At 47.0% G+C, this 14,231-nt stretch carries 11 protein-coding genes, 1 tRNA gene, 1 rRNA gene and 1 pseudogene; 8 read left to right on the top strand and 6 right to left on the bottom strand.

The window, feature by feature from the left end:
• Both HNP82_RS11660 and HNP82_RS11655 read left to right on the top strand, forming a co-directional pair.
• Positions 1–92: ribosomal RNA gene (locus HNP82_RS11660) — 23S ribosomal RNA — on the top strand; the annotation flags it as partial.
• A 103-nt stretch (positions 93–195) separates the two neighbouring features.
• Positions 196–266, top strand: a tRNA-Trp gene (locus tag HNP82_RS11655).
• A gap of 151 nt (positions 267–417) precedes the next feature.
• On the opposite strand, the gene HNP82_RS11650 is transcribed toward HNP82_RS11655, so the two are convergent.
• The 4 genes from HNP82_RS11650 to HNP82_RS11635 form a co-directional block, all read right to left on the bottom strand.
• A complete protein-coding gene (locus HNP82_RS11650) occupies positions 418–615 on the bottom strand; it encodes a helix-turn-helix domain-containing protein (protein WP_183774935.1) in 198 nt (65 codons plus the stop codon).
• Between the two features lie 305 nt (positions 616–920).
• Positions 921–1,139, bottom strand: a complete 219-nt coding sequence (locus HNP82_RS18660) for a helix-turn-helix domain-containing protein (protein ID WP_183774932.1) — start codon at positions 1,137–1,139, stop codon at positions 921–923.
• Between the two features lie 109 nt (positions 1,140–1,248).
• Positions 1,249–1,764, bottom strand: a complete 516-nt coding sequence (locus HNP82_RS11640; RefSeq protein ID WP_183774930.1) for a VanZ family protein — start codon at positions 1,762–1,764, stop codon at positions 1,249–1,251.
• A gap of 15 nt (positions 1,765–1,779) precedes the next feature.
• Positions 1,780–2,232 carry an Lrp/AsnC family transcriptional regulator gene (locus HNP82_RS11635; protein ID WP_183774927.1) on the bottom strand — a complete coding sequence of 151 codons (453 nt, stop codon included), beginning with the start codon at positions 2,230–2,232 and terminating at the stop codon, positions 1,780–1,782.
• A gap of 224 nt (positions 2,233–2,456) precedes the next feature.
• On the opposite strand from HNP82_RS11635, the pseudogene HNP82_RS18655 reads away from it, so the two are divergent.
• The 3 genes and pseudogenes from HNP82_RS18655 to HNP82_RS11620 all read left to right on the top strand — a co-directional run bounded on the left by HNP82_RS18655 (position 2,457) and on the right by HNP82_RS11620 (position 7,438).
• A pseudogene (locus tag HNP82_RS18655) lies at positions 2,457–3,705 on the top strand (aspartate ammonia-lyase).
• A 176-nt stretch (positions 3,706–3,881) separates the two neighbouring features.
• The gene (locus HNP82_RS11625; protein WP_183774924.1) at positions 3,882–5,258 is read left to right on the top strand and encodes a homocysteine S-methyltransferase family protein; all 1,377 of its coding nucleotides are present in this window, start codon (positions 3,882–3,884) and stop codon (positions 5,256–5,258) included.
• The gene (locus tag HNP82_RS11620) at positions 5,255–7,438 is read left to right on the top strand and encodes a DNA topoisomerase III (RefSeq protein WP_183774921.1); all 2,184 of its coding nucleotides are present in this window, start codon (positions 5,255–5,257) and stop codon (positions 7,436–7,438) included. The genes HNP82_RS11625 and HNP82_RS11620 overlap by 4 nt, the downstream gene beginning before the upstream one ends.
• A 47-nt stretch (positions 7,439–7,485) precedes the next feature.
• Here the strand turns inward: HNP82_RS11620 and HNP82_RS11615 are convergent, their stop codons facing one another.
• Positions 7,486–9,138 (bottom strand): ABC-F family ATP-binding cassette domain-containing protein, encoded by a 1,653-nt coding sequence (locus HNP82_RS11615; RefSeq protein ID WP_183774918.1) that lies wholly within the window; start codon positions 9,136–9,138, stop codon positions 7,486–7,488.
• Between the two features lie 191 nt (positions 9,139–9,329).
• Here HNP82_RS11615 and HNP82_RS11610 point away from each other — a divergent pair, with 191 nt between their 5' ends.
• The 3 genes from HNP82_RS11610 (at position 9,330) to HNP82_RS11600 (ending at position 13,749) form a co-directional block, all read left to right on the top strand.
• Positions 9,330–11,120, top strand: a complete 1,791-nt coding sequence (locus HNP82_RS11610; protein WP_183774902.1) for an ABC-F family ATP-binding cassette domain-containing protein — start codon at positions 9,330–9,332, stop codon at positions 11,118–11,120.
• Positions 11,121–11,198: 78 nt separating this feature from the next.
• Positions 11,199–13,100, top strand: coding sequence for an alpha-amylase family glycosyl hydrolase (locus HNP82_RS11605; RefSeq protein ID WP_183774899.1), 1,902 nt, complete (start codon positions 11,199–11,201; stop codon positions 13,098–13,100).
• Positions 13,078–13,749: a TraX family protein gene (locus HNP82_RS11600; RefSeq protein ID WP_183774896.1), complete on the top strand. Its 672-nt coding sequence runs from the start codon at positions 13,078–13,080 to the stop codon at positions 13,747–13,749. Before HNP82_RS11605 ends, HNP82_RS11600 begins: the two co-directional genes overlap by 23 nt.
• Here HNP82_RS11600 and HNP82_RS11595 read toward each other — a convergent pair.
• Positions 13,737–14,213 carry an S-ribosylhomocysteine lyase gene (locus HNP82_RS11595; RefSeq protein ID WP_183774893.1) on the bottom strand — a complete coding sequence of 159 codons (477 nt, stop codon included), beginning with the start codon at positions 14,211–14,213 and terminating at the stop codon, positions 13,737–13,739. The genes HNP82_RS11600 and HNP82_RS11595 overlap by 13 nt on opposite strands.
• Positions 14,214–14,231 lie beyond the last annotated feature (18 nt).

Below are 14,231 nucleotides of genomic sequence, written 5' to 3'. Positions count from 1 at the left end.
ACCCCTTGAAGACGACGAGGTAGATAGGGCAGAGGTGGAAGCATAGTAATATGTGGAGCTGACTGTTACTAATCGGTCGAGGGCTTGACCTGAAATCTTAGCGAAGGCGAGAAGAACTTCTGCTGAGGTAATTTCAAAAGTTTGTGGGATTGATGGAAAGTATCTGAATGTGCAGTTTTGAAGGTACATGTATGTAGGGGAATCATACAGCGGCAGTATGACGGTCTCCAAAACCGTTCACGGGGGTTCGAATCCCTCTTCCCCTGTTAAAAAAGCTTATTATCCATTATGCGGTGGATAATAAGCTTTTTTTTAAAGGAAAAGGGGCAAATTCTCTTTCTATGAAAACCGCAGAGAGTCAATACTGTCTGCGGTCGGAAGAGCGGTGCATATTGTAAATGTATATTATACATAAATTCAAGGAACATACTCAACGATGTCCTGTATCTGACAGTCCAAAATCTGACAAAGCCGGTTGATGGTTCTCATGGACACATCTTCATTCTTCTTTAGGCGAAGCAAAACATAGTTGGAAACACCGTGTTCTGTAGTTAATGTATTCCAACTTTCTTTGGATTTTTCCAGAGTTTTCCAAAATGGGGAATAGTCAATCATGTATATCCTCCTTTTTTGTGGAAATAGTCATCATTATGGTGTCACTGCAATTTTAGGATAAAACATATTCAAATATTTGAATACCTTCGATATTGCGAATATTTTCCTGGCAGCTCAACCAGAAGGTAAGCTTCATGTCGCCAGCACTGCGGAGCTTTGCTGAGTTTTGGTCGGCGCTTAGCTTGTACCGGCGGCGCGCGCTAGCCTACGGGCTTATTGCACAAAAAAGCTTTGCATAACCCTTACATCATGCAAAGCCTTTCTGTCAGTAATCTCATTAAATTGTGTCCGCCATGATGCCTATATTATAGGGGCTGGTCATCCTCTGAAGGAACATACTGTGCAATGTCTTGAATTTTGCAACCTAAAATCCGGCATAGATCGTTTACAGTCTTCATAGAAATGTCTTTGTTGTTCTTTAGTCGCGACATGGTACTGTGTGATAATTTATGCCGTGTTGTCAAGGTATACCAATTTTCGGCTGAGTTTTCTAAAGTTTTCCAAAACGGAGAATAATCAATCATATGCATCGCTCCTTCTATAAGGTAAGCATAAAATATATTCCAACGCATTAATACCTTTGTAATTACGAAGATAATCTGGAAATTTTTTCAAACTCACAATTCATAATTATCATTTTTTGTTCTTCTCTAAGGGAGCGAAAATTGTCTTTCGTCCGGCAAAACAGAAGACTTGGGAGACGAGAATTCCCGAAAAAATGCCAATGCTGTCGATGAGGACGTCTCTGGGAGTACCTGTCCGTCCGGAAATAAAAGTTTGGTGGTACTCATCAGCGCAGGCCAGAAAAATACATAAAAAAGCGGAGATAATAAATAAAAAAACATGGCGCAATCCAAAAACAACATAGAGGGGAAGGGTTATAGTGATGGCGAGGATAAAATACTCGGTAATGTGAGCTGCTTTTCGAACATAATAGTGGATGCGCTCTACATAGTGATCCATCTGAGCCTCGTTCCAGTTCTGGTCAAAAACATCATTGACAGTAACAACAATTTTCTGGCTGACTTTAAGGCTTAAACCGGAGGAAACATCTCCAGTCTGCTGTGAAAAGTTAAATATAATATAGATCATGATCAGCGCCGGAACAAAGGCCAGCGGCTTTAAAAGAAATCGGAAAAAAGTTTTCATGTACACCTCCTGTAATTACAGTTCAAAATCTTTATCAGGAATTAGAGCGCCCCTTGGTTCCACAGGGGTAGAAAATACGATCTGTGTCCGTGTGTGTCCCCACTTTTGCAGATGCCCGATAAAGGCATCCAGTTCTAGCGTACTGTGAAAAGCCACTTTTAAAAGCATGCTGTAGTCTCCGGTCACAAAATTACATTCTAAAACATGGGGTTCCTGGCGGATGTAGTCGTAAAAATCTTCTTTTCGCTCAGGGTCTATAGACAATTCTATAAAGGCGGTAATGTGATAGCCCAGTTTATATCGGTTGATCTGAGTATAAAAACCTGTGATATACCCCTGCTTTTCCAGATGTTCAATGCGGGCGGATACCGCCGGCGAGGAGAGGTAAACTTCCGCGGCGATGGCTTTTATAGGCGTGCGGGCATTGTTTTGAAGGATCTGCAGTATTTTACGGTCAATGGCGTCCATATAAAATATCGGCCTCCTTTTTATTTATAGTGTTGCCGCGCGTGCGCGGCACGTTCATTCATAGGGGACTTAAAAATATTAAATTTCTAAACATCATACCATATAAAATTAAATAATTCCACCTAATTATTTTAACTTTTTTTGAATTTTAACAGGAATATTTACAATAAATTTGACGGGTGCTATGCTTCGCTTATCAGGATAAATATCAGGAGGTTCATAAAATGAAGACACGGACAGAATTTGATTCAATAGGCCATTTGGAGGTCCCAAAGGATGCCTATTATGGTGTACAGACATTGCGGGCCATGGAAAATTTTCAGATTTCTGGGAGAAAACTCCACCCTAAATTCATAGAAAGTCTTGTGACAATAAAAAAAGCTGCGGCGATGACTAACTGTAAAGCCGGACATTTGGACAGCCAAAGAGCCTCAGCCATTATCATGGCCTGCGATGAAATCATCTCAGGAAAATGGAGAAATCAGTTTATTGTGGATGCCATACAGGGAGGAGCCGGGACTTCTGCTAACATGAATGCCAATGAAGTGATTGCAAATCGGGCCATCGAGCTTCTTGGCGGTGAGCGGGGGGATTACTCTGTGGTCCATCCAAATGATCACGTTAATATGGCTCAGTCTACCAATGATGTAATTCCATCTGCGGGAAAACTGACAGTAATCCGGCTTTTTCCGGTGCTGCTTCTCCAGTTGGGGAAGCTGCATCAGGCGCTTATGGATAAAGCAAAGGAATTTGATCATGTGTTAAAAATGGGGCGCACACAACTTCAGGACGCGGTGCCCATGCGCCTTGGTCAGTCCTTTCAGGCAGGCGGCAGATCTTATAGATGCAACTCAAAATCTTGACGGGTTTGTAGGTGTCTCGTCGGCTTTAAAGACCTGCGCTGTCAATCTTTCAAAAATCTGCAATGATCTTCGTCTTCTGTCCAGCGGACCAAGAACCGGCGTCCACGAAATCAATCTTCCACCGCGGCAGAACGGCTCCTCAATTATGCCGGGCAAGGTCAACCCTGTGATTCCTGAGGTGGTGACCCAGGTGGCCTACCTCGTCATTGGCAATGATACGGCCATTACGATGGCGGCGGAGGCTGGACAGATGGAACTTAACGCCTTTGAGCCTGTGCTGTTTTATAAATTGTTTGAATCTTTAGATACAATGGCCGGTGCTGTAAAAACACTGACAGAAAACTGCATTATGGGAATTACCGCCAATGAGGATGAGTGTCGCAGTTATGTGGAACACAGTGTGGGAATATGTACGGCGCTCTGCCCCTATATCGGATATAAAAAAGCCGCCGAGATTGCTAAAATGTCATTGAAAACCGGTGTTCCCGTGAGAGATATTGTCCTCAGAGAAAATCTGTTGTCCGCCGTCGAACTTAAAAAAATATTAGATCCAATGATCATGACCGAGGGAACTGAAGAAAATGAAGCAGAACGCCACACAGTAGCCTGATTTTTGCAAAATTAGAGTTATATGTTAGCCGGATGGCGGGACTGATGGGATGATACGGCATGGAGAATCCTGTGAAACAAGGATTCCCCACGCCGTTTTTTTGTGCTATAATAGGAGGACATCCTGGGCCGCTGCCCGGACGCAAACTATGGATATGTCAAGTACAGGAGATAGTCATGAGGAAAAATCTGAGAGATCTTTTAAAAGAAAAAATTATTATATTGGACGGGGCCACTGGAACAAATCTGCAAAAAAGAGGAATGCCGGGAAATGTGTGCCCGGAACAGTGGATTTTAGATCACCCTGAAATTTATACAGAGCTGGTAAAAGAATATACCAGTGCCGGCTCGGATCTGGTGTATGTGCCTACATTTTCAGCCAATCGGATTAAGCTGAGAGAGTATGGCCTGGAGGATACCACTGCGGATATAAACCAGAGATTAGTAAAGCTTGCCCGCGAAGCTGCCGGGGAGGACGTACTTATTGCCGGTGACATGACCATGACCGGACAGCAGCTTCGCCCATTGGGAACCTTGTCCCTGGAGGAACTTCTGGAATGCTATAAAGAACAGGCCCAAAGTATTGCCAAGGCGGGGGTGGACGCCTTTGTTATAGAAACGATGATGAGCCTCAATGAGACTAGGGCGGCAGTGCTGGCGGTAAAGGAGGTCACTGATCTTCCTGTGATGGTGACCATGACCTTTGACGCCAACGGGCGCACATTATATGGAACAGACGGGGTGACGGCGTTGATCACCTTACAGAATATGGGAATTGACGCCTTTGGCATGAATTGTTCCAGCGGCCCTGAGAATATGGGGCCGATGCTGGATAAAATGAAGCCATGGGCCAGGATTCCACTGATCGTCAAGGCGAACGCCGGACTGCCGGAATATGTGGGCGGTGAGACTGTATTTTCCATGGGGCCGGATGTGTTTGCCGCTGAAACAATGGCCCTCATCGGCAAAGGCGCTGAGATTGTAGGTGGCTGCTGCGGAACGACGCCGGAGCATATTAAAGCCCTGGCGTCGGCGGTGAAGAACGCGGACCGGATTGCCGATACAAAGGCCGACAGCGCCGGGGCTAAGACCGATGTGATAAAAACAGCACTGACTAGTGAGCGGAAAACATGGTTTTTTGACGGGAATCTGGAGGCAGATGGAGCATTGGAACATATAAAAATTAATCGGATGATTGATGCGGGATCAGATGATTCTCTCCTGGAAGATTTCCGGGATGGGCAGTGGGATACCCTCTATGATATTATGGAGGACATTGAAGATGATGAGCCAGATTTGATATGTATCTGCCCTGATGGGCCGGGGGTAGACGGCCCCAAGATCATGTCCCATATTTTTGAGGAGATGGATTTGAATGTGGCGCCGGTGGCTGTTGCCTCCCGCAGCCCTGAGACGATCGAAGCGGCCCTTCTCCATTATCCGGGGAGAGCCATGGTTATCTGTGACTCAGAAGATGAGGATCAGCTCAAAATTTTGCGGGCACAGATTGAAAAATATGGCGCAGTACTATATAAAGGAGGACTTTGTTCATGAAATCCCTTGTTATTGCGGAAAAACCAAGTGTAGGCCGGGATATCGCCAGAGTCCTGAATTGCAAGAAAAACGGCAATGGCTGTCTTGAGGGGGAGCAGTATGTGGTCACATGGGCCCTAGGCCATTTGGTGGAACTGTCGCCTCCGGAAAGCTATGGCGATCAGTGGAAAGACTGGAAGATGGAAACATTGCCTATGCTTCCGGAAAATCTGGAAATTTCAGTGATTAAAAAGACCGGACGGCAATTTGCCGCTGTTAAGGCCCAGATGCTTCGCAAAGATATTAAGGATATTATTATTGCCACAGACGCCGGGCGGGAAGGGGAGTTGGTAGCCCGGTGGATCATAAAAAAGGCGGGGGTGCGAAAGCCGATCCGGCGGTTATGGATTTCCTCTGTGACAGATAAGGCCATCAGGGAAGGATTTGCTCACTTAAAAAACGGCCACGATTATGATAATCTTTACGCGGCGGCTGTAGCCAGGGCAGAGGCGGACTGGCTGGTAGGACTTAATGCCAGCCGGGCCCTTACTGTCAAGCATAACGCCCAGCTTTCCTGCGGCCGGGTGCAGACACCTACGCTGTCCATGATTCTGGCAAGAAGCCAGCAAATTAAAAATTTTAAGCCGCAAAAATATTATGGCCTGAAAGCCATGTCCGGGAAACTGACCTGGGTGTGGAGAGAAAAAAAGAGTGGCCAGAACCGTATGTTTGACAAGGTAGGAATGGAAAAGATTAAAAACTCTCTGGAGGGCAAAAACGGCTGTATTATCCAGATTACAAAGAAGGCAAAAAAGACTTACGCCCCGGCCCTCTATGATCTGACTCAGCTTCAGCAGGAGGCCAACAAACGCTACGGTTTTACCGCGAAAGAGACATTGAATTATATGCAGAGTCTTTATGAGCGCCATAAAGTCCTGACCTATCCGAGAACAGATTCCAGATATCTGACAACAGATATTGTGGACACGCTGGCGGAGCGGGTAAAGGCGTGCAGAGGCGGTCAGTTTTCCCAAGTCTGCGCCCAGATTTTAAAGCAGCCCATTAAAGGCAGCAAGTCTTTTGTGGACAACAGCAAAGTGTCCGATCATCATGCGATCATTCCCACAGAGCAGGGAGTACGCCTTTCGGACTTGGAATACGGGGAGCGGAAAATTTATGAGATGGTTGTCTCACGTTTTCTGGCTGTGCTGATGCCGCCTTTTGAATATGAGCAGACAGATCTTACGGCCCAGATCGGCAATGAAACTTTTGTGGCCAGGGGCAAGGTGATCAAAAATCAGGGCTGGAAAGCCGTCTATGAGGCGGATGAGGAGGAAGAAAATCCGGACAGCGATGTGAAAGAGCAGATCCTTCCGGAATTTCATCAGGGTCAGGAAATACAGATCACAGCTTTGTCCATGACCGAGGGCGAGACTAAGCCGCCAGTGCCTTTTACGGAGGCAACCCTCCTTGGAGCCATGGAAAATCCGGCAAAATATATGGAATCTCACGACGCCTCACTGGCAAAGACGCTGGGAGAGACCGGCGGACTGGGAACTGTGGCCACACGGGCGGATATTATTGATAAGCTGTTTAACAGTTTTATGATCGAGAAAAAGGGAAATTATATTTACCTGACGTCCAAAGGCCGTCAGGTGCTAGATCTGGCACCCAAAGGCTTGACGTCGCCGGAGCTGACTGCCCGTTGGGAGCAGAAGCTGGCTAAGATCGCCGACGGACAGTTTGCCAAAAAAGATTTTGAATCCCAGATCCGCCAGTATACTGTGGAAATTGTCAATGAGATCAAGACAAGCGCCAGCACTTACCATCATGATAATATTACCGGGAAGAAATGCCCTCAGTGCGGAAAGCTCCTTCTGGAAGTCAATCACAAAAATGGCCGCATGCTTGTGTGCCAGGACCGGGAGTGCGGTTACCGCAGAAGTCTGTCTAAAGTGACTAACGCCCGCTGTCCGGTGTGTCACAAAAAGATGGAACTGGTGGGCGAAGGGGAAAACCGGAAGTTTGTCTGTGCCTGCGGCTACCGGGAGAAGCTGTCCACTTTCCAGGAGCGGAAAAAGGAAAGCGGTTCCGGGGTCTCCAAGCGGGACGTGGCCAACTATATGAAGCGTCAGCGCCAGGAAAATGAAAAGCCGATGAACAGCGCCCTTGCCGACGCCTTAAAAAATATTAAACTGTAAAAAAGGGACTGTGAAAAAAGCAGATTTTTCACAGTCCCAATTTTTTTTTAAACTTCTTCCGTAGCCTCGTCCTCGGCGATCTGTTCATCCATATTCATGATCTGGCGCTTTCTGGCCATCTCATCATTTTCAAGATATTCGTCATACGTGCAGTTTTTATCAATAAGCCCGCCGGGAGTAAGCTCCATGATCCTGTTGGCGATGGTCTGGACAAACTGATGGTCCTGGGAAGTAAAGACCATAACGCCGGGGAACTTAATCAGGGCGTTGTTCAGGGCAGTAATTGACTCCATATCCAGGTGGTTGGTAGGCTCGTCTAAGATCAGGGTGTTGGCTCCGCTCATCATCATTTTAGACAGCATACACCGCACCCGTTCGCCTCCGGAGAGGACGGTGACATTTTTAAGCGCCTCCTCCTGGGCGAAGAGCATACGACCTAAAAATCCCCGGACATATGTCGTGTCTTTTTCCGGAGAGTACTGCATGAGCCAGTCCACAATAGGCTCGTCATTTTGAAATTCACTGGAATTATCTTTGGGAAAATAAGCCTGGGTTGTTGTTACGCCCCATTTGAAGGAACCGCTGTCCGGCTCCATCTCGCCGGCGAGGATTTTAAACAGGGCGGTGGTGGCGTTGACATAGGGACCTACAAAAGCGACTTTATCTTCATGGTTTAAAGTAAATGAAATATGATCCAGCACTTTTTCACCGTCGATTGTTTTGCACAGGTCTTCCACAATAAGGACTTCGTTGCCGATCTCCCGGTTAGGTTTAAAATCAATATACGGATATTTGCGGCTGGAAGGCCGGATATCGTCCAACTGGATCTTCTCAAGGGCCTTTTTCCGGGACGTAGCCTGCTTGGATTTTGAGGCGTTGGCCGAAAAACGCTGGATAAAGTCCTGCAGCTCTTTGATCTTTTCTTCTTTCTTTTTATTGGCCTCTTTCATTTGACGGATCATTAACTGGCTGGACTCATACCAGAAATCATAGTTTCCGGCGTAAAGCTGTATTTTTCCGTAATCAATGTCCGCGATATGGGTGCAGACTTTGTTGAGAAAGTAGCGGTCGTGAGAGACAACGATCACTGTGTTTTCAAAGTTAATAAGAAACTCTTCCAGCCAGGCGATAGCGTCCAGATCCAGGTGGTTGGTGGGCTCGTCCAAAAGGAGGATGTCCGGACTTCCGAAAAGGGCTCTGGCCAGGAGAACCTTGACTTTCTGTCCGCCGTCAAGTTCCCTGAGATATTTTGTGTGAAGCTCGGTGTTAATGCCCAGGCCGTTTAAGACGATAGCCGCGTCACTTTCCGCTTCCCATCCGCCTAATTCAGCAAATTCCGCTTCCAGCTCGCTGGCGCGGATGCCGTCTTCCTCAGAAAAATCTTCTTTTAAATAAATGGCGTCTTTTTCTTTCATGATTTCGTAGAGACGTCCATTGCCCATGATCACCGTGTCAAGGACGGTATAATCGTCGTATTTGTAGTGGTCCTGTTCAAGAACAGAGAGGCGTTCGCCTTTGTCAATAACTACCTCGCCTTTGCTGGGCTCAATCTTTCCGGAAAGAATCTTTAAAAATGTAGACTTTCCCGCACCATTGGCGCCAATAAGACCATAGCAGTTTCCGGCTGTAAATTTGATATTAACATCTTCAAATAAAGCACGTTTACCAAGTCTGAGCGTTACATTATTTGCACTGATCATTTATCTATTCCTTTCTATTGATCTACCGATTTCAGATGCAGATGTCCAATATTTATGCACAAACATCGCTTTCTATTGTACTAAAAATTACGTTTTTTTCAAGTCAAAAATCAACATTTGCATATCCTACATTGACGGCAAAATAAAAATCCATTATGATTAAATGGTAATGATAAGGCAGGAGCGATTTTATGAATGTATTAAATATAGAACATATTTCTAAAATTTACGGTGATAAAGTGATCTTTGATGACGCCAGCGCCGGAATTCATGAGGGCGAGAAGATTGGTATCGTGGGAATCAATGGAACCGGAAAGACTTCCCTTTTGCGTATGATTGCCGGGGAGGAGACGCCGGACGGGGGCCAGCTTGTACAAAAAAACGGCCTGACTTACGCATGGCTTCCACAGACCCCCCTGTTCCCGAAAGGGGCAACGGTGGCCTCCTACGCTGGAAATGGCACGGTAGAATGGAAGGTTTTAAGCAACCTGACAAAACTGGGGATCACAGATTACAGCGCAAAGATCGAAGAATTGTCCGGCGGACAGAAGCGCAAGGTTGCCCTGGCAAAAGTACTGGCCCAGGATTTTGACCTGTTGCTGCTGGATGAGCCCACAAACCACCTGGATGATTCAATGATCCAGTGGCTGGAAGATTATCTGAGAAATTATAAAGGCACAGTTTTAATGGTGACCCATGACCGGTATTTCCTTGACCGGGTGTGCAGTAAAATTTTTGAAATCAGCCATGGAAAAATTTACAGCTATGACGGGGACTATTCCAGATTTCTTGAGCTGAAAGCCCAGAGGGAGGAGATGGAGCTGGCCTCAGAGCGGAAGCGTCAGAGTATTCTGCGCATTGAGCTTGAGTGGGCCAAGCGGGGATGCCGGGCCAGAAGTACCAAACAAAGGGCAAGGCTGGAGCGCCTTGAAGCTTTAAAAGCGGGCAGAGTGCCTCTGGCTGATGACAATGTGGCGATGTCTTCCGCACAAACCCGTATGGGCAAAAAGACTATTGAGCTGCATCACGTCAGCAAATCTTTTGGAAATCAGAAGATCGTGGAAGATTTTTCATACACAGTGCCAAGAAAACAGCGCCTTGGCTTTATCGGTCCCAACGGATGCGGAAAGACAACCCTCCTTAAAATTATTGCCGGGCTTATGGAGCCGGACAGCGGCTTTGTGGATATCGGAGAGACTATAAAAATCGGATATCTGGCCCAGGAAGCGCCTGCGATTGATCCGCGCCAGAGAGTGATTGATTTTATTAAAGAGATCGGCGAGTTTGTTCTGACAGAGGAGGGGCGAATCAGCGCTTCAGAAATGCTGGAGAGGTTTTTATTCACTCCTCAAATGCAGTATACTCCTGTTGAAAAGTTGTCCGGCGGCGAACTCAGACGTCTCTATCTGCTGTCCGTCTTAATGGGTGGCGTTAATGTGCTGATCCTTGATGAGCCTTCCAATGATCTGGATATCCCTACCCTCACTATTTTGGAAGACTATTTAAGTGCTTTTAGCGGCATTGTGATCACTGTATCCCACGACCGCTATTTTCTGGACAATGTTGTGGATCGTATTTTTGTGTTTGACGGCGTCGGTCATTTGCGCCAGTATGAAGGGGGCTACACAGATTATCTCAATGCCAGGATGAAAGAGGAAGATTATGCTGAGCAGCTTCCGGAAAAAGAAGACAAAAAAGCCGGAGAAAAGGAGACTAAGAGTTGGAAACAGGACCGGCCTCAAAAACTTAAATTTACTTACAAAGAACAGAAGGAGTTTGAAACCATTGATAATGATATCGAAGCGGCGGAAGGACTTGTTGCAAAGCTGGATCAGGAGATGATGGTCAACGCCACAGACGCGGGAAAATTGGCTGGGCTTTTGAAACAGAAGGAAGAGGCCCAGGCAGCTTTGGACCATCTGATGGAGCGGTGGGTCTATCTCAATGATCTAGCAGAGAAGATCGAAGCTCAGAAAGGTTGATTTTACATATGGTAAGTTCAGACCGCCGGATGTATGCTGGATCTTTGACATGTATGCAGGCGGCAGATAGGAGGTCTTATGGCAGAAGATAGGATAAAACTGGAAATAATAAAAACGGGGCCCCTTCCCCTGGGCGCCTGGGCTAGTGAGGGCGGCGTCCGCTTTGGCATCAGCGCTGCCGCTGCCGGGGAGACGACCCGGCTGGTGATCATGGAGAAAAAAACGGGTGAAACGATTGCAGATATCACTATGGATGACTATCGTGTCTGTGGAAATATATGCGCCGTTTTTGTTGGCGGCATCCGGGCTGAAGATATTTTTTATGCTTATTACCAGGGAAGTGAGATCATTGAGGACGCTTATGGGCTTAAACTTTATGGGGACGGATCATGGGAGCGTGTTCAGACTCCAAAAGAGCGGTGCTTTTATGAACCGTGTTTGGAAGATCTCTCTGTCTTTGCAGAAGATGTGCGTCCCCAGATCGCCGATCAGGATCTGGTGATGTATAAGCTTCATGTCAGGGGCTTTACCGTCCATTCCTCGTCGAAGGTCCGCCACAAAGGAACGTTTGCGGGGATCGGGGAGAAGGCGGACTATTTAAAAACTTTAGGAATCAACGCCGTTGTTTTAATGCCGGTGGTCGATTTCCCTCAGATACAGTTTTTTACCGCCTCCCCCGCCGGACCGGGGAAGGCTGAGGAAGTTAAAACCGTTTTAAACTGCTGGGGCTACGGCCCGGCCCAGTATTTCGCTCCCAAGAGCGCTTACGCGGCTTTTGACCCTGTCCGGGAGTTTCAGGAAATGGTCGTGACGCTTCACCGGAAAGGGATTGAAGTGATTCTGGAGCTGCTTTTTGATGAAAAGACGCCCCGGCAGACGGTTTTGGACTGCCTGCGCCACTGGGTCTATTACTATCACGTGGACGGTTTTTGGGTCAATTCAGAGATTGTCCCTGTCAATATAGCTTTTCAGGACCCTATGCTGGCGGGAGTAAGACTGATCTGCCGGGATTTTGACCAGAATATGGCCAGTGGAGAGAGCGGCGGCAGGGCGCGGCTTATGTATTCCGATGACAGTTTTATGCACACTATGCGCTGTTTTCTTAAAGGGGATGACAATATGCTGTGGGCTTTTACCCGGTATCATCTCCACAGCGAGTCTGCCTGCCCCCAGGTACATTATATGACAAGCAATAACGGATTTACTCTGGCAGATCTTGTCTCCTACAATGAAAAACATAATGAGGCCAACGGGGAAGAAAACAGGGATGGAACTGATTATAATAACAGTTGGAACTGCGGCATTGAGGGGAAAACCCGAAGCCGGAAAGTTATGATCCTGCGCCGGCGCCAGATGCTTAACGCTATGATCATGCTGATCTTTCAGCAGGGAGTTCCGGTGATTTATGGCGGAGATGAATTTGGCAACAGTCAGCAGGGCAATAACAATGCCTATTGCCAGGATAACGATATTTTCTGGCTGAACTGGCGGGATCTGAAAAAAAATGAGAGATTTTTTGAATTTACGCGGCGGATGATTGCTTTAAGGGCGGCCCACCCCATTCTTCATCCTCAAAAGATTTTTAGACAGACCGATTATCTTGGATGCGGGTATCCGGATATTTCTTTCCATGGGAGACATCCGTGGCGGGCGGATATGGACCGGGAGCAGCGCTATATCGGCATTATGTACTGCGGGGCTTACGCCGGGATGGCGCAGCAGCCGGATCAGTCTTTTTACTTTGCCTACAATATGTACTGGGAAAAGGAAGATATTTCTCTGCCGCCGCTGCCAAAGGGACAGTGCTGGCGAAAGATCGTGGATACATTTGAGGAGGAACCGCTTCTGGAAAAAGGGTGTCTGGTGGAGAAAACCAATGAAAATATTGAGATCGGTCCGAGAAGTATACAGATTTATATCAGTGAGAAGCAGCCAGTAAAGGCAGAGGAGGCCGGCGATGAAAAAAATACTGTCAGGTAACAGCCTGAAAGTGTTGGCAGTGGCATCAATGACTGTGGATCATGTGGGGGCGGTTCTTTTTCCCTCCCAGATATGGATGCGCTGCGTTGGCCGTCTGGCTTTTGTGATCTATGCTTTTTTGATCGCCGAAGGGTATTTTCATACCCATAATGTGAAAAAATATATGGGACGCTTAGGGTTTCTGGCCATTGTGTCCGAGATCCCTTTTGATCTGGTATTCCACCACACCTTTGTCTATTGGGGCAGTCAGAATGTATTTTTTACGCTGTTTTTAGGGCTTGTGGGCCTTTACCTGATGGACCGCATCAAAATGCGGCTGCAGCCCCAGTTCTGGTTTTGCGCGCTGATCCCTGTGGCCGCCATGTGCCTTGCGGCCGGACTGCTCCAGTGTGATTACCGCTATTACGGTATTTTGGTGATCACCTTGTTTTATATGGCCAGAGATTACCGGTGGGCAGCCTTTGGGGGAATCGCGGTGATACAGGTGTGGATGGGATGGATTCAGTCCTTTGGCATTGCCGCACTGATCCCCATTGCCCTTTACAATGGGAAAAAGGGCAATGGAGGGAAGCTGCTCCAGTGGATTTTTTATTTTTACTATCCGGTTCATCTTTTGATTATCTATGGAATCTGGCGTTATGCCGGGTAGTTTAACTGCTCATCAGTGATGTGGTAAAGGACATCCAGGTATTTTTTTCCAAGGTAGTTGGCCATGGGAAGATTCATATCAAGATAATTGCCGCAGTCTTTTGCGCAGGCACCTGGGACCTCCCCTTTATAATCCCGGATAAATTCAAAGGTTTCAATCATTAACTGCAAAATATCTCTGGATTGATAATCGCCGGCGAGAAGAAGATAAAAGCCGGTGCGGCAGCCCATAGGCCCGAAATATACGATTTTTCCGCCAAATTCCGGGTGGTTGCGCAGGAAAGTGGCCCCAAGATGTTCAATGGTGTGGACTTCCGCTGTATTCATCACCGGTTCATAGTTGGGGCGGGTCATGCGAAGGTCAAAGGTAGTGATAACTTCGTTTCCGATGTGGTCTTTCCGGGACACATAGATTCCCGGCAAAAGTCGTGTGTGATCAATGGTAAAGCTTGCGATTTTTTCCATAATTTATGTTCCTTTCTC

This window comes from Catenibacillus scindens (assembly GCF_014202115.1).
In the GTDB taxonomy this organism is placed as follows: domain Bacteria; phylum Bacillota; class Clostridia; order Lachnospirales; family Lachnospiraceae; genus Catenibacillus; species Catenibacillus scindens.
Note: the sequence above shows the minus strand (reverse complement) of the source record. Positions and strands in the feature narration are given on the sequence as shown.